General features: G+C 64.2%; 19 protein-coding genes. 13 read left to right on the plus strand and 6 right to left on the minus strand.

Going from position 1 to position 18,085, the window contains the following annotated elements; all coding sequences use genetic code 11:
• Positions 1-238: 238 nt before the first annotated feature.
• The 4 genes from DN387_RS02240 to DN387_RS02255 are packed head-to-tail and all read left to right on the plus strand — an operon-like array spanning position 239 to position 3,761.
• Positions 239-2,227 (plus strand): FUSC family protein, encoded by a 1,989-nt coding sequence (locus tag DN387_RS02240; RefSeq protein ID WP_043862599.1) that lies wholly within the window; start codon positions 239-241, stop codon positions 2,225-2,227.
• On the plus strand, positions 2,214-2,420 hold the full coding sequence (locus DN387_RS02245) for a DUF1656 domain-containing protein (protein WP_043862598.1): 207 nt from the start codon (positions 2,214-2,216) through the stop codon (positions 2,418-2,420). The genes DN387_RS02240 and DN387_RS02245 overlap by 14 nt, the downstream gene beginning before the upstream one ends.
• A gap of 11 nt (positions 2,421-2,431) precedes the next feature.
• Complete coding sequence (locus DN387_RS02250) at positions 2,432-3,289, plus strand: HlyD family secretion protein (RefSeq protein ID WP_054914719.1); 858 nt, start codon at positions 2,432-2,434, stop codon at positions 3,287-3,289.
• A gap of 52 nt (positions 3,290-3,341) precedes the next feature.
• Positions 3,342-3,761, plus strand: coding sequence for a DUF4375 domain-containing protein (locus tag DN387_RS02255; protein ID WP_043862596.1), 420 nt, complete (start codon positions 3,342-3,344; stop codon positions 3,759-3,761).
• Positions 3,762-3,765: 4 nt separating this feature from the next.
• Here the strand turns inward: DN387_RS02255 and DN387_RS02260 are convergent, their stop codons facing one another.
• Positions 3,766-4,524, minus strand: coding sequence for an SDR family NAD(P)-dependent oxidoreductase (locus DN387_RS02260; protein WP_043862595.1), 759 nt, complete (start codon positions 4,522-4,524; stop codon positions 3,766-3,768).
• Positions 4,525-4,640: 116 nt separating this feature from the next.
• Here DN387_RS02260 and DN387_RS02265 point away from each other — a divergent pair, with 116 nt between their 5' ends.
• Positions 4,641-5,558: a LysR family transcriptional regulator gene (locus tag DN387_RS02265; protein ID WP_054914718.1), complete on the plus strand. Its 918-nt coding sequence runs from the start codon at positions 4,641-4,643 to the stop codon at positions 5,556-5,558.
• Here the strand turns inward: DN387_RS02265 and DN387_RS02270 are convergent.
• The gene (locus DN387_RS02270) at positions 5,497-6,711 is read right to left on the minus strand and encodes an ATP-binding protein (protein WP_054914717.1); all 1,215 of its coding nucleotides are present in this window, start codon (positions 6,709-6,711) and stop codon (positions 5,497-5,499) included. The two genes, DN387_RS02265 and DN387_RS02270, sit on opposite strands and share 62 nt — an antisense overlap.
• 192 nt (positions 6,712-6,903) lie before the next feature.
• Here DN387_RS02270 and DN387_RS02275 point away from each other — a divergent pair, with 192 nt between their 5' ends.
• Positions 6,904-7,227: a DUF2025 family protein gene (locus DN387_RS02275; RefSeq protein ID WP_043862592.1), complete on the plus strand. Its 324-nt coding sequence runs from the start codon at positions 6,904-6,906 to the stop codon at positions 7,225-7,227.
• Between the two features lie 71 nt (positions 7,228-7,298).
• Here the strand turns inward: DN387_RS02275 and DN387_RS02280 are convergent, their stop codons facing one another.
• Entirely contained in the window at positions 7,299-8,375 is a 1,077-nt protein-coding gene (locus DN387_RS02280) for a diguanylate cyclase (RefSeq protein ID WP_043862591.1), read from the minus strand.
• A gap of 154 nt (positions 8,376-8,529) precedes the next feature.
• Between DN387_RS02280 and DN387_RS02285 the strand changes: the two genes are divergently transcribed.
• A complete protein-coding gene (locus DN387_RS02285) occupies positions 8,530-9,597 on the plus strand; it encodes an MBL fold metallo-hydrolase (protein ID WP_156326206.1) in 1,068 nt (355 codons plus the stop codon).
• Here the strand turns inward: DN387_RS02285 and DN387_RS02290 are convergent.
• Complete coding sequence (locus DN387_RS02290; protein WP_043862589.1) at positions 9,594-10,496, minus strand: formate/nitrite transporter family protein; 903 nt, start codon at positions 10,494-10,496, stop codon at positions 9,594-9,596. The two genes, DN387_RS02285 and DN387_RS02290, sit on opposite strands and share 4 nt — an antisense overlap.
• Positions 10,497-10,612: 116 nt before the next feature.
• Between DN387_RS02290 and DN387_RS02295 the strand changes: the two genes are divergently transcribed.
• The 6 genes from DN387_RS02295 (at position 10,613) to DN387_RS02320 (ending at position 15,476) form a co-directional block, all read left to right on the plus strand.
• Entirely contained in the window at positions 10,613-11,806 is a 1,194-nt protein-coding gene (locus tag DN387_RS02295; protein WP_156326205.1) for a hypothetical protein, read from the plus strand.
• Positions 11,807-11,907: 101 nt separating this feature from the next.
• A complete protein-coding gene (locus DN387_RS02300) occupies positions 11,908-12,147 on the plus strand; it encodes a hypothetical protein (RefSeq protein ID WP_054914715.1) in 240 nt (79 codons plus the stop codon).
• A gap of 127 nt (positions 12,148-12,274) precedes the next feature.
• On the plus strand, positions 12,275-13,171 hold the full coding sequence (locus tag DN387_RS02305; RefSeq protein WP_054914714.1) for a nitrilase family protein: 897 nt from the start codon (positions 12,275-12,277) through the stop codon (positions 13,169-13,171).
• 60 nt (positions 13,172-13,231) lie between these two features.
• Positions 13,232-14,377: a hypothetical protein gene (locus tag DN387_RS02310; RefSeq protein WP_054914922.1), complete on the plus strand. Its 1,146-nt coding sequence runs from the start codon at positions 13,232-13,234 to the stop codon at positions 14,375-14,377.
• A gap of 57 nt (positions 14,378-14,434) precedes the next feature.
• Positions 14,435-14,998 (plus strand): UPF0149 family protein, encoded by a 564-nt coding sequence (locus tag DN387_RS02315; protein WP_054914713.1) that lies wholly within the window; start codon positions 14,435-14,437, stop codon positions 14,996-14,998.
• Between the two features lie 148 nt (positions 14,999-15,146).
• Positions 15,147-15,476, plus strand: a complete 330-nt coding sequence (locus DN387_RS02320; RefSeq protein ID WP_229590066.1) for a low molecular weight protein tyrosine phosphatase family protein — start codon at positions 15,147-15,149, stop codon at positions 15,474-15,476.
• A 377-nt stretch (positions 15,477-15,853) separates the two neighbouring features.
• Here the strand turns inward: DN387_RS02320 and DN387_RS02325 are convergent, their stop codons facing one another.
• Both DN387_RS02325 and DN387_RS02330 read right to left on the minus strand, forming a co-directional pair.
• The gene (locus tag DN387_RS02325; protein WP_054914712.1) at positions 15,854-16,378 is read right to left on the minus strand and encodes a Bro-N domain-containing protein; all 525 of its coding nucleotides are present in this window, start codon (positions 16,376-16,378) and stop codon (positions 15,854-15,856) included.
• 265 nt (positions 16,379-16,643) lie between these two features.
• Complete coding sequence (locus tag DN387_RS02330) at positions 16,644-17,891, minus strand: ribonucleotide-diphosphate reductase subunit beta (RefSeq protein ID WP_043862583.1); 1,248 nt, start codon at positions 17,889-17,891, stop codon at positions 16,644-16,646.
• Positions 17,892-18,085: the final 194 nt, after the last annotated feature.

The following is an 18,085-nucleotide window of genomic DNA, read 5'->3' on the forward strand; positions in this document are numbered from 1 at the left end:
TCCGATACACGAGCACGCAAGGCATTTAGGGCAACTTCGGTTGCCCATTTTTTTTGCCTGGAATTTGGGGTGGCAGTACCGGGGGCTGCCGGGATGGGCCCTGTAGGCACCGGCCTTGCCGGCGCGGGAAGGCAGAAAAATTCTGGACTATAAGTAGTTAGCTAGCTAATAATTCGCATCTGACCTTTCCCGCGTATCTGTGTCTATCTTTACTTCATCGCTTCCCAAGGTTCGATCCGTGCCCATCACTCTGCAGGCCCTGCTGGCGCCCAACCGACTCGCTGTGCAATTTGCCGTGAAAACCCTGCTTGGCGGCGGGTTGGCGCTGTGGCTGGCGTTGCGCTGGGGGCTGGAACAACCGGCCTGGGCGTTGATGACGGCTTTCATCGTGGCCCAGCCGCTGTCGGGCATGGTGCTGCAGAAGGGCCTGGCACGGCTGTTCGGCACGCTGGTCGGGACGATCATGTCAGTGGTGTTCATGGGCCTGTTCGCCCAGACGCCGTGGCTGTTTCTGCTGGCGCTGGCCCTGTGGCTGGCGCTGTGCACGGCCTGCTCGACCCTGCTGCGCAGCGCCTGGGCGTATTCCTTCGTGCTGGCCGGCTACACCGTGGCGATCATTGCCTTGCCGGCCATCAATCACCCGCTGCTGGTGTTCGACCAGGCGGTGGCACGCTGCACCGAGATCAGCCTGGGCATCATCTGCGCCACCTTGGTCAGCGCCTTGCTCTGGCCGATGCGGGTCGAGCAGCAGCTCAGCGGGCAGGCTCGCCAAGCCTGGCAAAGCGGCCTGCAGGCTGCCAGTGCGACCCTGACCGGCGAGGAGCAGGGGCGCAAGGGCCTTCTGGAGATTCTGGGGCGCATCGTCGCGGTGGATGCCCAGCGCGAACACGCCTGGTTCGAAGGCAGCCTGGGTCGCCAGCGTGCCCGGGCGATTCGCGGGCTCAGCCAGAAGCTGCTGATCCTGTTGCGCATCGCCCGTTCTGTACGCCGTCAGTGGCGCCAGCTCGACGACGAACAGGCGCAGCACATGGCCCCATGGCTGAGCGAGGTGCAGGCCGCCCTGGCCGAGCCCGATCAGGCCGCACTGCTGGTGCTGCGCCAGCGCGTTTGGGATGCCGCCCATGACGAGCACAACAGCCCCGCGCAGCATTACTGCCTGGCGCGTCTGACCCTGCTGCTGGACAACGCCATGGCGGCGACCCTGGCCCTGCGCGCGGTGGAGGAGGGCAAGGCACCGGCCGACCTGCCCGACAGCCTGGCGGTGCACCGCGACGTGCCGCTGGCACTGCTGTTCGGCTCGCGCAGTGCGCTGGCGTTCCTGGCCATGGCCAGCTTCTGGCTGGCCACCGCCTGGTCGGCGGCGCCCGGCGGCCTGGTGCTCACCTGCGTGGTGTGCAGCCTGTTCGCCAGTCGCGAGAACGGCGCGCAGATCGGCATGAGTTTTTTGCGCGGCATCCTGCTGGCGGTGCCCGTGGCGTTCTTCGTCGGGCAGATCCTGCTGCCGCAGTGGAGCGGTTTTGCCTTGCTGTGCATGGGCATGGGGGTGCCGCTGTTCCTGGGCGCGCTGGGCATGGCCAACCCGAAAATCGGCGCCACAGCCACTTCGTACTGCCTGCACTTCATCGTGCTGGTGGCACCGCTCAATACCATGACGTTCGATGTGGCCAACTTTCTCAACAGTGCCCAGGCCATGCTGCTGGGGGTGGGCGCAGCGGTGCTGGCGTTCAAGCTGCTGGTGTTGCGCAACCCCGCATGGCACGGCCGGCGCCTGCGCGCCGCCACCCAGAACGACCTGGTACGCCTGACCCGGCGCGACCTGCGCGGCGCCGAAACCTGGTTTGGCGGGCGCATGGCCGACCGCCTGCTGCAGCTGGCGCGCCATTACACCGCGCTGCCCGAGCAGGAGCGCGGCCACTGGGACGATGGCCTGCACGGGCTGGACATCGGCGACGAACTGCTGCACCTGCGCATGTGCCTTGCGGTGGCCCAGGTGCCACCGGACGCGGCGCAGCGCGCGTATTTCCAGCAGCTGGAAAACGTGCTGGCACAGGGCCCGGGTGCCGGGCGCGGGCAGCGCCTGGATGCTGCCAGCGAAGCCTTCATCGCGGCGTTGCAGCAACGCCCCGACAGCGACCCGCTGCGTCTTGCCGTGGGCGCGGTACTGCAACTTCGACACAGCTGGGCCAAATGGTGCCGGCGACAGGAGGAACTCCATGGGGTTGCGTGAGTGGGCAATGGGCGGGGTACTGCTCAGCCCTTTTCTGATCTATGCGGTGCTGGCGCTGCTGCTGACCTTCGCGGTGCGGCTGCTGCTGCGTCTGACCCCGCTGGGGCGCTGGGTGTGGCATGAAGCCCTGTTCGACACTGCACTGTTCGTTTGTATTCTGGCCCTGGTCACCCGCGTACTGGGGCCCCTGTAAGGAGTTTGACCATGCGTACCTATGTGCGTGTTGCCGTAACCCTGTGCCTGGTGGTGGTGGCGGTGTTCGCCGGCCTCGAACTGTGGCGCTACTACATGCTCACCCCCTGGACCCGCGACGCGAAGATCCGCGCCGACGTGGTGATCGTCGCCCCGGATGTGTCGGGCTGGGTGCGCGAGCTCAAGGTCCACGACAACCAGGAGGTCAAGGCGGGGGACTTGCTGATGTCCATCGACAAGGACCGCTTCGAGGCCGCGCTGGATAAAGCCAATGCCGTGGCCGAGACCCGCCAGCAGCAACTGCGCTTGCGCGAACACGAGGCCTCGCGCCGCGCTGCACTGGGCCCGCAGGCGATCAGCGCCGAGCTGCGCGAAAACGCCCAGATCAACGCCGCCGTGGCCCGTGGCGAGCTGCGCCAGGCCCTGGCCGAGGTCAAGGTGGCCGCGCTCAACCTGGCGCGCAGCCAGGTCAAGGCACCGCGGGACGGGCACATCACCAACCTGCGCCTGGCCGAGGGCAATTATGTGAATGCCGGGCAGCCGGTGATGGCGCTGGTGGACGACTCGACCTTCTATGTGCAGGCCTATTTCGAAGAAACCAAGCTGCCGCGCATCAAGGTCGGTGCGCCGGTCAAGGTGTGGCTGATGAGCGCCGGCGAGCCGATGCAGGGCCATGTGCAGAGCATCAGCCGCGGCATCACCGATCGCAACGCCACCCCCGACAGCCAGTTGCTGGCCGAAGTGGAGCCGACCTTCAACTGGGTGCGCCTGGCCCAGCGCATTCCGGTGCGCATCCGGCTCGACGAGGTGCCGGCGGGGGTCAACCTCAGTGCAGGCATGACCGCCAGCGTGCAGGTGCGCGAGGACTGAGGCAGCGCCTATAATCGCGCCCATCGATTTGGCACGTGGGCGAGGGAAGTACATGAGCATCACCAACAGCCCCACCTGGGCGCAACTCGAAGCGCGCTGGGATCATGGTTTCGACACCTTGCTGGCGCAGGAGCAGGAAGCCATCGCGCTGTGGTGGCTGGAGGCCGAAACCATGAACGGGCGGCTGGACCAGTATTTCTGGAACAGTGCCGGCGACCAGGCCCTGATCGCCTTGCGCGGCCTGCATGCCCTGCACATGCCGGTCACTGCCAAGGCGTTCGGTGATGCCCTGGCGCTGTTCGGCCCGCACTATCCCGAGCGTCGTGACGCGCGCATGGAGGTGCTCGAGGCGCTTGAGGCAGCGCACGGCGAGGACCTGTTCGAGGCCCCGTCGCGATTGATCCAGGACCTGCCCGAGGACTTCGTGCAGGCCGCGCTGGACCGCCTCACCGAGCTGTACAGGCACCTCTGAGGTTTCACAGGAACATCCCGCCCGACACCTCCACCCGCTGGCCGTTGATCCAGCTGCCACCGTCGCCGAGCAGCACAGCCACCGCCGCGCCGATATCATCCGGCAGGCCCACGCGGCCCAGGGCAGTGTTGCTGGCGATAAAGCCGTTCACCTGGTCATTGTCGCGCACCACACCGCCACCAAAGTCGGTCTCGATGGCACCGGGGGCCAGGATGTTCACGCGAATGCCACGCGCACCGAGCTCCTTGGCCTGGTAGCGGGTCAGCACCTCCATCGCCCCCTTCATCGCCGCGTAGGCGGCAAAGCCGGGCAGGGCAAAGCGGGTCAGCCCGGTGGAGATGTTGACGATGCGGCCCTGGTCGGCAAGCAGCGGCAGCAGCCGCTGGGTGAGAAAGAACGGGCCCTTGAGCTGGATGTTGAGCAGGGTATCGAACTGCGCTTCGGTGGTTTCGCTGAAGCTTGCGTTGATGCCGATGCCGGCGTTGTTCACCAGAAAGTCGAACTGCCGACGGCCGAAGGTACGCAGCAAGGTGTCATCGAGGGTGGCGGCGAACGCTTCGAAGCTGGCGCTGTTGCTCACGTCCAGTTGCAGCATGGTGGCGCGCACGCCTTTTTGCTCAAGCTCGGCCACCAGCGCGTGGGCCTCGTCGGCCTTGCTGTGGTAGGTGCCGATGATGTCGATGCCCTGGGCTGCCAGGTGCAACGCGGTGTTCCTGCCCAGGCCACGGCTGGCGCCGGTAATCAGTGCGATCTTGCGGGTCATGGTCGGTTCCTCGGGGTGGCTGAAGTCGAGCACAGTCTATTGGTCGCTCCGGTACTGATAAATCCGCTGGATTCGGAAATACTGTTCGGCAGGGCCGAACAATGGAGGGGGCTGGGATGAACACGCTGGAGCTGTTGCGCACCTTTGTGCGGGTTGCCGAACTATCGAGCTTCACCCTGGCCGGTGAGAGCCTGGGGCTGCCGCGTTCTACCGTCTCGGAACAGGTGCGCCTGCTTGAGAGGCACCTGGGCACGCGCCTGCTCAACCGCACCACGCGGCGTGTACAGGCCACCCAGGATGGCCTGCAACTGTACGAGCGTAGCAAAGACCTGCTGTCGCGAATGGACGAGCTCGAAGGGCTGTTTCGGCCCGACCCGGCCCAGTTGCACGGTCGCCTGCGCATCGACCTGCCGACGCTGATGGCACGACGCATCATCCTGCCGGCCTTGCCGGCGTTCATGCAGCAGCACCCGGGGCTGGCGCTGGAGATCAGTTGCACCGATCGCCAGGTCGACCTGGTGCGCGAGGGCTTCGACTGCGTGCTGCGCATTGGTGCGCTCAGCGACCTTGCGCTGGTTGCCCGGCCCCTGGGCAGCCTGCGCATGGTCAACTGCGCCAGCCCTGCCTACCTGCAGCGCATGGGGGTGCCGACACGGCTGGAGGCCCTGCGCGACCACCAGTTGATCCACTACGTACAGAACCTGGGGGGGCGCTGCCCGGGGTTCGAGTACCGACAGGGCGCCACGACGCGGTATCAGCCCATGGGCGGTGCGGTCACGGTGAACAATACCGATGCCTACGAAAGCGCCTGCCTGGCCGGGTTGGGCATCATCCAGGCGCCCTTTGCCGGTGTGCGCGAGTACCTGGAGAGCGGGCAACTGGTCAGCGTGCTGGACCAGCAGGTGCCCGAGCCGATGCCGGTGTCATTGCTGTTCGCTCGGCAGGTACACCTGCCATTGCGGGTGGCGGCGTTCATGGGGTGGCTGGAGCAGGTTCTGGCGGGGCAACTCGATCCAGTGGCAGGCGCAGGCTGAACAGCGTGCCGGCCTCGCGGCTGGACACCACTTCCATGCGCCCGCCATGGGCCAGGGCAATCTGGTTGGCGATGTACAGGCCCAGCCCCAGGCCGCTTTGCGGGGTGCCGTCGAGCGGGCGCGAAAACGGCTGGAACAGTTGCGCCATCACCGCCGGGGCAATCGGCGCGCCCTGGTTGTGCACGCCCAGGGTGAACACCTGCTGCTCGATACGCGCCGATACATCTACCGGGCTGTTGGCGTCGCCATGGTTCAGGGCGTTGGCCAGCAGGTTGGAGAGCAGCTGGGTGATCCGCTCACGGTCGCAGCACATGCCGCTGAGGTCATCGATATGCAGGCGTATCACCCGCTGCGGGTAGACCCGTTGCAGCTCGGAGGCCACCTGACGCAGGGCGGTGTCCAGGTCGGGGCAGGGCTGGATGTTCACCATGATGCCGTTGCCCAGGCGCCCGCGGGCGAAATCCAGCACATCGCGCACCAGTTCGCTGGCACGGCGTCCGGAGGCGAGGATGTGCTCGGCGATGGTTCGCGAGCGTGCATCACCCAGGCGCTTGACCAGCAGCTCGGCGCCGGCGGTGATGGCGAACAGCGGGTTGCGCAGGTCGTGGCCGAGCACCGCGATGAACTGTTCGCGCAGCTCGGCGATGGCCAGCTCCTTCTTCAGCGCCGCCTCGGTCTGCTGGGCGGCTTCCTCGCTCTCGATCTGGATCGTCAACAGCCGCGCGAAGGACTCCATCATCGGCTGGATGGCGCTGCCGGTGAGGGCGGCCGGGGCCGGATCGAGCGCGCAGATGGTGCCGAAAAAGCTGCCGTTGGTACGGAACACCGGCACCGAGATATAGCTTTCGAAGCGGTACAGGCGCGGGGTGGGGTGGTGGCAGTAGCGGGCGTCCTCGCTGGCCTTGTCGATCACGATGGTCTGGTGGCTGCCGCGAATCTCGTGGCATAGCGTGGTGGCCACGTCCAGCTCGCCGCCCACTCCCAGGCCAAAGCCCAGGTTGTCGAGCACGGCGCAGGCGGTCCAGTTGTTCTCGGTGACACGGGCCACGGCCGCAAAGCGCATGCCGGTGGTTTCGCAGATCACCTGGAGGATGGCCGGCACGGCGTTGATCCGCGCAATCGTGGCAAGGTCGGCGGTGATGGCAGTACTCATGGAACGTCCACGTGGCTGGCGGCAAGGTGAGGATGTCTGGCAGTTTAGCGAAAAAAAGGGTGTCAGGCGCAGGCGGGTTTTTAGTAACCTCTGCCTGTCGAGCTTCTCCGTCAGAGAGGGCCGCAGACGACCCGCCCCGCGTGCCAATTCCATTCACCCCGCATCTTCGACGATGCTTCAGTGAGGTTTGACATGCACATCACTTCCCAGGATATCTGCGCCGCGGCCGACCAGCTCAAGGGCTTCGTAGGCTTCAACCACAAGCTGGGCCGGCATATCGTGCGCTTCAGCGAAGACTCGTTCGGCATGGACGTAGCCGACGACAGCATCATCCCCAGCCATGAATTCGTGTGGCAGGCGAGTGGCGGCGAGGTGATGACCTTGCGCCGCGAACTGATCGAGGTGCTGCTGGCGCAGAATGTCGACGAGCGGTTGAACATCACCGAGCCGTTGCGGGTGTACCTGCGTCGCAACGACCTGCCGGAGATCGCGGCCCAGCGCCGCTTGCGGGCGTGACACAGGGCCGCAAGCCCTAGCTGCAGGAGCCGGCCATGCCGGCGAAGGCGCCGGAACGTGGTGCCTGCATTTCAGTCCGGGTAGGCCAGGCGCAGCGGCACCACCTCGCCGCGGGCCACATTGACCTTGTTGCGGCCACTCTGCTTGGCCGCATACAGCGCCTTGTCCGCCTCGTTCAGCCACACCATGGAGTCTGCGAAGCCTGGCTGGAAGCTGGCCAGGCCGATGCTCAGGCTGATGCGCAATTGCGGGAGCTGCTCGTTGCGGTACTCGTTGACCCGCTGGCGCAGGCGCTCCATGACCTGGCTGGCATGCTCCAGGCTGCACCCGGGCAGGATCACGCCGAATTCATCCCCGCCGTAGCGCCCCGGCACGTCGTCCTCGCGCAGGTTGCGCTTGAGCTCGACGCTCAGCTGGCGCAGCACGCAGTCACCCACCACATGGCCATACACATCGTTGATGGTCTTGAAGTGGTCGATGTCGATGATCGCGATCACGGCCTGGGCCGGGGCCTGCTGGCACAGCTGAAAGCGCAGTTGCAGCAGGTCTTTCCATGAGCCGTGGTTGAACAGGCCGGTGAGGCTGTCGGTGCGGCTCAGCGCACTGAGGCTGCGCTTGTGCTCGGCCAGCTTGATCGCCAGGCGGTAGCACACCCAGCCCAGCGCCAGCGGATAGAGGGTCAGCATCGGCAGGCAGGCGTACACCTGCACGGTGCTGACGTCCAGTTGCAGGCTCGGCCCGAACAGCGCCACCGCCGCCACCATGCCCAGCCCCATGGCCAGCAGCCCTTGCACAAACAGGCGCTGACCACCGGCGGCGACGTTGTTCATGCCCATCATGGCCAGGATGGTGACGCTGATCAGCGGGTTGAACTGCACGGTGCCGGCCCAGAAGCCGCCCATCAGCGAGTCGACCATCAGGTTGCGCTGTTCGGCGCGATAGGGGGCTTGCGAGCGCAGGCCGAGCTGGTAGGCCAGGTGCGGCCAGCCCAGGCCGTTGAATACCAGCAGCGCTACGACCCAGTACGGCAGCTGCAGGGGCAGCACGCCGGAGAGCACGCTGAACAGGCCGATACCCGAGCCGATGATACGCGGCAGGTAAATTCTTCTGACAAATGATAGTCCCTTGCCGTTGCTGATTTGAGTCATGATTTGCCGATCTGCCTGACGCCGTTCATCGCATAATTTGCGTGAATATTGTTGAACAAAGCCGGGCTGTTCAAGAATGGCCTTGCAGGCCATTTCACAGTTGGTACGGGCAATGGGCATGCACCTGAAACGGTTAGTCGGAGTATTTGCATTCATGGCTTCCCTTGCAGCACAAGCCACCGAAACCCCCGCGCAGCCTTCGCTGCAGCAGGACGGGCGGTACCGCAACCAGGCCCAGTTGCCCCGCGACGGGGTGCTGAAAAAACTGCGCATCGGTTTCAAGTTCCTGTTTCTGAGCAAGCCGGCCGACACCCGGCCAACCCTGCCGATACCGGTGCACCCCCTGAGCCAGGCCCAGGTGCTGGCCGCGTCGGACCGCAGCCTGTGGCGCCTGGGCCATTCCACGGTGCTGCTCAAGCTGCGCGATCGTTTCTTCATCACCGACCCGGTGTTCGCCGAGCGCGCCTCGCCGGTGCAGTGGGCCGGCCCGCAGCGCTTTCACCAGCCGCCGCTGGCGCTGGAGCAACTGCCGCCGATCACGGCGGTGATACTGTCCCACGACCATTACGACCATCTGGATGAACGGGCGGTGCTGGCCCTGGCCGAGCGCACCGAGGTGTTCCTTGCCCCGCTTGGGGTGGGCGACACCCTGGTCGGGTGGGGCGTGCCTGCGGCCAAGGTGCGCCAGCTCGACTGGTGGCAGGCCACGGAGGTTGCGGGCATCCAGTTCGTCGCCACCCCGGCGCAGCACTTCTCCGGGCGCGGGCTGTTCGACAGCAACCGCACCCTGTGGGCGTCATGGGTGGTGCTCGATGAGGACCTGCGCCTGTTCTTCAGCGGCGATACAGGCTATTTCGAGGGCTTCAGGCAGATCGGCGAACGCTATGGGCCATTCGACGTGACCCTGATGGAAACCGGCGCCTACAACGTCAACTGGCCCAATGTGCATATGCAGCCCGAGCAGAGCCTGCAGGCGCACCTGGACCTGCGCGGGCGCTGGTTGCTGCCGATCCACAACGGCACCTTCGACCTGTCCACCCACGCCTGGCATGAACCCTTCGACCGCATCATGGCCCTGGCGGCCAACGCACGGGTACCGCTGAGCACCCCGCAGATGGGGGAGCGGGTCAGCCTGGTGCAACCGCAGCGGGGTACCGCGTGGTGGCTTCCACTGGAGCAACAGCAGGCCCAGGCGGCCGTGTTGGCCTCCGGGCAGCGTTAAGGTGCGTCGCTAGGGTCGCGCCGGCCGGGCAAGGGGCGCTCGCGGCCCTTGCTCAGGGTTTCATCGGGCAGGCCGGCGTCGCTGCGAATCTGCGCATGGCTGATCAGCGCGAAGATGAAGCTGCCGCCCACGATGTTGCCCGCCAGGGTCGGCGCGGCAAAGTGCAGCCAGAACTGCTGCCAGCTCACTTCCCCGGCCCACACCAGGTACGACACCTCGACCGAGCCAACCACGATATGGGTGAAGTCACCCAGCGCCATGAGATAGGTGATCAGCAGGATGATCCAGATCTTGGCGTTCTCCATCGACGGGATCATCCACACCATGGTCGCGATCATCCAGCCCGAGATGATGCCCTTGGCAAACATCTGGCCCACCTCGTTTTCCATGACCTTGCGCCCCACTTCGAGAAAGGCGAGATCGGTCTTGGTGTCGAAGATCGGCAGGTGCAGCATCACGTATGACACCAGCACGGTGCCCACCAGGTTGCCGAACAGCACCACGCCCCACAGGCGCAACAGGCGCCCCACATTGTTGAACGTGGGTTTGGTCATCACCGGCAGCACGGCGGTCAGGGTATTTTCGGTAAACAGTTGCTGGCGCGCGAGAATCACCGCCAGAAAGCCCGCCGAATAGCCCAGGCTGGCGATCACCTGGCTGCTGTCGCCCTCGGGCAGGCGGGAATAGAACAGCCCCATCGCCATCAGCGACAGGCCCATGCTCAAGCCGGCCGCCAGTGCCGACCACCACAGCGCCGCGATGGTGCGCTGCAGTTCCTTGTCGCCCTGGGCGCGGATGATCTCGTGGAGCACAGCGGCACGTGGCGGCTGGTTGTGGCTGACCTCCTGCTCTTCGTCCGCTGACAGGCCCGGGGTCTTGCCGCTTTTCTGCTCGTTCATGGGGGAGGTTTCCGTGGGGGGCTCTGAGTAAAGATCCGCCGCCGTTCAATTAGTTGCCTTGTGCCGCAGGCTTTGTCGGCATAATTCACCCCTCTTGAATAGCGGACGTTTTTCCCATGAAACATGGATGTTGCGTCGCACTGCTGGCCGCGCAGGCCTTGACCGCAGCCATGCCCGCCCAGGCGGGCTTGGACAGCGACGTGTTCACCGGTACCCTGGGTACCCAGTCGATCGTGCTGGAGCTCGACCGCGCCGTGCCCGAGGATGTCAGCGGGCGTTACTTCTACGTGAAGCATCACCACGACCTGCAGCTCACCGGCAGCATCCAGGGCACGCGGATTCAACTGGTGGAGGGGCATGAGCCGGCCCCGGAGGCAGGCATCGACTCGCTGCCAACACTCGCGCTGTGGCCGGCTGCCCAGGGCGGCCTGCAAGGTGAGTGGCAAAGCCCCCAGGGCAAACGCCTGCCGATCACGCTGCTGCCGGCACGACTGCCGCAGGTACCGTCGGGTGCCGATCCGTTCCTGGCCCGCCAGTACACCGACTCACCCTATGAATACCTGAGGCTGATGCAACTGCCGTTGAAGCCGGGCGAGCTTGAACACTTTCAAGGCTACCCGCTGCGCTGGCTGAGCGAGCCGTCCTCGGGAATAAGCCTGTTCGTGATCGAGGACGGTTACCCTGCGCAGCAGCTCACACGCCTCAACCAGTTGCTGCGCGCGCGCCTGTCCAGTGATGTGGTGGCCTACCACCAGTGCATGCTGCTGGGGCGCCCTGGCGGGTACTACCGGCAGACGGTGACGCCACGGTTCATGAGCAATGCGCTGCTCAGTGTCAGCATCGTGCAGGACTACAGCTGCGACGGCACGCCGATGCTGCCCACCGATGCGCCGTTCAACCTGGCGGTGGAGTCGGGCAAGGAGCTGACCCTGGACGATGTGCTGTGGGTGGGCGAAGGCAAGCCGTTTCACTACGAGTACCAGCCTGGCCCCAACCCCGAGCAGTTCGCCACCGTGAGTTTCGGTGCCTATGTGGACTACCGCTCGCGCACCTTTGCGCCGTGGTTGCTGGGCCAGCTCAAGCAGCTTTATCCGCAGCACATGTTGGGCGAGGTGGGCGAGGACGGCTGCGATTACGCACAGGCGCAGGTGTGGCAGATGCCCACATGGCGCTTTACCCCCGAAGGCATCCAGTTCGACCCGGTGTTCGACAGCGTGCAGCGCCATTGCCGTGGGGTGGGGTGGGCGGTGCTGCCGTATCGGATAGTGAGGCAGCATGCAGGCGGGGTGGCGCTCGAACTGCCGGAGTGAGGGCGTTCAACTATGTAGCACCGCTGCAGCCGGCAGCGATGCGTAAAGGACGGCGCCAGGGGAACCCGTTGCAAGGCGTATAAGCCGTTGCAGAAAATTTTTTGCAACGTAATCAGGCCATCACGCAAGTTCTGGTTACTGACAGCTTTATCCACGGTGTTTATGCCTGTCGCTACAACGACCGCTATGCCTCGGTGGATGCAGGCTGGACCGAGCCCTGCCTGCGTACCGCGATCGATGCCGTGATCAACCTGTGCAACGACACCGGGGCGCTGTTCAACGGCGGTTTCAGCATGGCGGTCTATCCGCACTATCGCATTCAGCCCCAGGCGTCCCGGTAGGCCTTTCCTACAGGCGCAGAGCGGCCTTGCAGCATTGTCGGAAGGGGCCGACTTGTCCCTCTTGAGGGTTGTTTTGTCCACTGGAAAGCCTCCAAACGACAACTCGAACAACAAAAAGGACACTTCCATGCCTGCACCCTCTGTCCCGGTCAGCCCCGTGCGTATTGCCGTAATCCAGTTCGACCCTCAGGTCGGGCTGGACCAGTGCGACAACAACTTGTGCAAAGGTCTGCAGCTCGCCGAAGAGGCGGTGCATGACGGCGCCAACCTGATCGTGCTGCCCGAGCTTGCCAACACCGGCTACACCTTCGAGACCCGAGCAGAAGCCTATGCGCATGCCGAAACCCTCGATGAAGGTCCCAGCATCAAGACCTGGCGCGCCTTCGCCCGGGAGCATCAGGTGTACCTGGTGGCAGGATTTGCCGAGCGCGATGGCCTCAAGCTGTATGACAGCGCGGTGCTGTTCGGCCCCGACGGCCTGCTGGGGCATTACCGCAAGGCACACCTGTGGAACCAGGAAAAGCTCTGGTTCAGCCCCGGTGATCTGGGCTTTCCGGTGTTTGAAACCCCGATCGGCCGGATCGGCCTGATGATCTGCTGGGACGTATGGTTTCCCGAGGTGCCACGCCTGCTTGCGTTGCAGGGTGCAGACATCATCTGCAGCCTGAACAACTGGGTGTGGACACCGCCCCCGCTGTTCGATGCCAGCGGCAGGTGCATGGCCTCGTACCTCACCATCACCGCGGCCCACGTCAACAATGTCTACATTGCCGCCGCCAACCGCATCGGCAGCGAGCGTGGCGGGCGTTTTCTGGGGTGTTCGCTGATCGCGGGCACCAATGGCTGGCCGTTGGGCAAGGTGGGGGGCGCCGAGGACGAGTGCATCCTGTATGCCGATGTCGACCTCAGCACTGCACGCAGCGCGCCGGTCTGGAACAGCCTGAATGACCTGCCACGGGACCGTCGCACCGATTGCTATGGCGCGATGCTGGGTTATGACCAGCATCCAGCGCTGCCGCGCTGAGGAGTCGCCATGGACAAGTCAATCGACAAGGTGGAGGCGGGCTTTCTGCCTTTGCTGCTGATGTGCGTGTGCGTGTCGCTGGGCACCGGGGTGTTCATCGAGGTCATCAGCGGGCGTGCGGCATCCTGGGTCGGGGTATGGCCCGACTACGCGCACATGGTCGCCAACCTGCACGAGCCGCTGGCGCGGTTGCGCTGGATCGTCGGCGATATCAGCGAGGTAGCGTTCTACAAGCATGAGCTGCCGGCGATCGGGTTGCTGCTGGGCGCCGCGCTGGCCCATTGGGCGCACCGCACGGGCCGGGCATGGCAAGGCTTTGCGATCTGCTATGGCACCGGGTTGTGGCCCTGGCTGGTGACCAGTTCGCTGCTGGGGCTGGTGTTCAGCCATGTGCTGTGGGGCTGGACGCTCAGCGCCAGCACCTGGCAACCCACCTTCGTCGCGTTCGTCTCGCTGCCGGCGGCGATGGTGCTGCTGTTCGGCGGCGGCTGGAAGGTCGCGATCAATGGCGCGTTGCTGGGTGCACTGCTGGTGACGCCAGCGAGCCTGCTGCTGGTCAACTACCTGTGCTACCCACTGGGCTTGCCGGTGGTGATCGGCAATGTTGGCGGCATGGCCGTGGCGAGCGTGCTGGCGTTCATGCTGTGCCGGCGGTTTGCAGGCCTGGTGCGCTCGACGCCGCCTGTCGATGCGCCGCCACCGGCACCGGTCGTCGAGAGAGCGACACCGCACCACGGCGTTGGCTGGACGCTGCGACGGGTGCTGGCCGACTTCAGCGAGGCGCCGTTCTTCGGCAATGAGCTGGCCAGCCTGGGCTTGTTGCTCGGCGTGCTGGCGGCCTACCTGCTGTCGCCGGCCGGGCCGGCCTACGGCTCCCAGCTGGTGCTGGAGATGGTGGGCGGGCAGGCGCTGGCGTCGCTGATCGGCGTGCTGTTGTGGCGCAGGCAATGGATGCAGCGGGGGTGGTACCCGACCTACATCCCGATCGTGTCCGTGGTGCCGGCGGCGGTGCTGACATTGGGTGGCACGTGGGAGGTGGTGGTGCTCAGCGCCGGCCTGGGCGCGGTGATGGCACCGCCATTGGCGGTCGCAATCAGCCAGCGCCTGCCCAGCCATCTGCATGGGTACATTGGCAACGTGCTGTCGATGGCTGCCTGCACGCTGATGATCCTGCCATCTGTGGCGTGGCTGACGGGCGCCGGGTAAGCGCTGAAGGGCGGGGTGATGTAGTGTTACGGCAGGATCCCGCCTTGAGGCTATGCCATGACAGCTTTTGTACAGCCTTTGAACGATAAGGAAATGACCCGTCTTGATGGTTTTCTGCTCAAGTACGGTAACGATGAAGCCATCCTCACGCTCTCGGAGCTGGATGGCTTTCTGGTGGCGCTGGCCAGTTCGCCCGTGTTGTTGACGCCCAACGAATGGCTGCCCGAAGTGACCGGCGGCAGAGCGCCGCGGTTCAAGAAGCCGGCCGAGGCCGAGGCGTTTTCGGCATTGTTGATGCGCTACATGAACAACGTGGCGGGCGAGCTCAGTGAGGCGTGTGATGCCTTCGAGCCGTTGTTTCTCGAAGACGAGTCCGAGCCTGATCCGCAGCTGGTGGTCGAGGAGTGGTGCTTCGGCTATTTGCGGGGTGTGCAGGTAGCGCGCTGGCCGGCGCTGCCGCCGGTGCAGGTACGGCACCTGGAGGCGATTGCGCTGCATGGGCTGGACGAGAACATCGAAAAAGTCGAGGCGTTGCAGCCGCAGGAGCATGCGGCTTCGGTCGAGGCCGTCGTGATCGGTTTGCGGGCGTTGTATCGGTTTTTCGATTCGCAGCGCGGGTAGCCATCGCGCGACCCTCTGATTTGCCGACGCCATCGCGGGGCAAGCCCGCTCCCACAAAGTGTTTGCGCCCTCCTGTGGGAGCGGGCTTGCCCCGCGATGGGCTGTCTGCCAACCCTAATCTTGTTGTAATTCCAGGTAATCAATGACACTGCATGTACTGTTCGTGTGTACTCAGAACCGCTTGCGCAGCCCTACGGCTGAACAGGTATTTGCCGACTGGCCGGGGGTGGAGACGGCCTCTGCCGGTGTGGGCAATGATGCGGACGTGCCGGTGGGCAACGAGTTGCTGGCGTGGGCAGACCTGGTGATCGTGATGGAACAGGCGCACCGCAAGAAACTGTCGGCGCGATTCCGCTCGGTGCTGGGCGACAAGCGCATCGTTTGCCTGGGCATCCCGGACGACTATGGGTTCATGGCGCCGGAGTTGGTTGAACTGTTGAAGGCCAGGGTGCCGCAGTTTTTGCCGGATCAACTGTAGTAGTGCGCAAGGTCTGCTGGCCTCTTCGCCAGCAAGGCTGGCTCCTACCGGGTTCCAGCGTGACCCTGTAGGAGCCGGCCTTGCCGGCGAAGGGCTGCAAAGCAGCCTGGAACATGGAGCCACGGCGCCAGACGCTGGTAGGCGCAGCGATATTAACTACTCGGCAACTGCGCATTTAACTAGGCGGCGGATATGCAGCATGTCCACTGAACTCCATCAAAAACGCCAATGGAGTTGCACGCGCCAAGTTTGATGTAGACAAATCCTGGCCCAGGTCCGGTTTTTCGGAGTGAGGTCTGACATGCATCGGTCTGACGCTGCACTCATTGGTTGTATAGGCATAATCCGCTTCGCTCGCTACAACGCCAGCGCGCGGATCACCCTCTGAACAGCCGAGCAGCGGCTTGTCTCCAAGGTTGTGCAAGTTTGGCATTAGTCGAGGGTGTATGAATCGATGACTTACCAAGCACCTCCGGCATATCCCGCAACCGTATCCACGGTTCGCTCTGCCAATGCAGCAAGCACAACGACCGCCCGGTCCAGGTCATCAGGCTGGTCTGCGGAGCATCGTGCTGTGTTGGACCTTGTGCGTCACGCATCACAGCAATCACCTCATAGGTCAGCCAACGTCGCAGGCTGCGATTCTCTGGAATGTAGTGGTGTGCCAATACGGTGTACGCGCCCGACTCACTGATCATCACGGTGTTCCGGTACTCGCCGTATCGCAAAAGCATGACGGTGCGATGCTGATCCGCATCGAGCCTGCGAATGATCTGCTCGTCGAGATAACGGCCGATCAGTCGGCCAAGTTCGCGTGCGCTGAACCAGGCTTGGGATTCGAGCCAGAGGGCGTGGAGAGGGCGGTTGTGGCGTAGAAAAAGCGTAGCCTTGTGATGGGGCATCGTCGGGTTCCAGCATCATGGGTAGAGCCGCTTCTATCGGGAACGGTTCGCCGCTGCATACGCTTCTTAGACGTGAAAACAAACTTACGGGTATGCGAAAAGGCAGTCAATGATGAGACTTGAGGGGCAATTCCGGAATTACTGAAAGAATGGTCTGGCAGTCTTTAGATCAGTTTCCGATATCCGCTCACCACCTCTGAAAAAAGCCAGGCACAAAAAAGGCTGCCTTGCGGCAGCCTCTTTTTGCAGCATCCACGCGCGGGAATCAATCCCAGCTCAACGCGCCGCCAGTCTGATACTCGATAACCCGCGTCTCGAAGAAGTTCTTCTCTTTCTTCAAGTCCATGATTTCGCTCATCCATGGGAACGGGTTGGTGGTACCTGGGTACTCTTCCTTCAGGCCGATCTGCGACAGGCGACGGTTGGCGATGAACTTGAGGTAGTCCTCCATCATCGCCGCGTTCATGCCCAGCACGCCGCGTGGCATGGTGTCGCGTGCGTATTCGATTTCCAGCTGGGTACCCTGCAGGATCATCTGCGAGGCCTCTTCCTTCATCTCGGCATCCCACAGGTGCGGGTTTTCGATCTTGATCTGGTTGATCACGTCGATACCGAAGTTCAGGTGCATCGACTCGTCACGCAGGATGTACTGGAACTGCTCGGCAACGCCGGTCATCTTGTTGCGACGACCCATCGACAGGATCTGGGTGAAGCCGCAGTAGAAGAAGATGCCTTCGAGTACGCAGTAGTAGGCGATCAGGTTGCGCAGCAGCTCCTTGTCGGTCTCGACGGTGCCGGTGTCGAACTCCGGGTCCGAGATGGCACGGGTGTAGCGCAGGCCCCAGGCGGCCTTTTTCGCGACCGAAGGGATCTCGTGGTACATGTTGAAGATCTCGCCTTCATCCATGCCCAGCGATTCGATGCAGTACTGGTACGCGTGGGTGTGGATCGCCTCTTCGAACGCCTGGCGCAGGATGTACTGGCGGCACTCGGGGTTGGTGATCAAGCGGTACACGGCCAGTGCCAGGTTGTTGGCAACCAGCGAGTCGGCGGTGGAGAAGAAGCCCAGGTTGCGCATGACGATGCGACGCTCGTCGTCGGTCAGGCCCTCGGGGGTCTTCCACAGGGCGATGTCCGCGGTCATGTTGACCTCTTGCGGCATCCAGTGGTTGGCACAGCCATCCAGGTACTTCTGCCAGGCCCAGTCGTACTTGAACGGTACCAGCTGGTTGAGGTCGGCGCGGCAGTTGATCATGCGCTTCTCGTCGACCGCTACACGGGCAGCTGAGCCTTCCAGCTCGGCCAGGCCTTCGGCGATGTCGAGATCGTCCAGGGCCGCCTTGGCGCGCTTGACCGCGTCGGAGTCGGCGGCGGTCACTGCACGGGCTTCCTGTGCGGCCACACCGCCAGCGCTGTCGAGCTTGTCGATGCCCGCTTCAGCCACCTGAGAGGCGGTTTGACCTTTGGCGGCGACTTCGCCGTCTTCGTTTTCGAATTCGTCCCAGCTCAGCATGATGGGTCTCCTGCTTGAGGGCCATGAAAGAGTATGGCCGGTTGGATCTAGGGTTGCGCTGCTCGCGGTTAAGGTGTGCACGCAAAATCTTGGAATGCTTCCGGGGGCGCAGCCCCTCGGGGAGGGCGGGGTGACCCGCACCTGGGTGTTCGGCGATAGAGGCCGGTGGTTGTGCCGACCTCTTCGCTGGCAAG

The sequence above is a fragment of the Pseudomonas sp. FBF18 genome (assembly GCF_024261405.1).
Lineage (GTDB): Bacteria > Pseudomonadota > Gammaproteobacteria > Pseudomonadales > Pseudomonadaceae > Aquipseudomonas > Aquipseudomonas palmensis.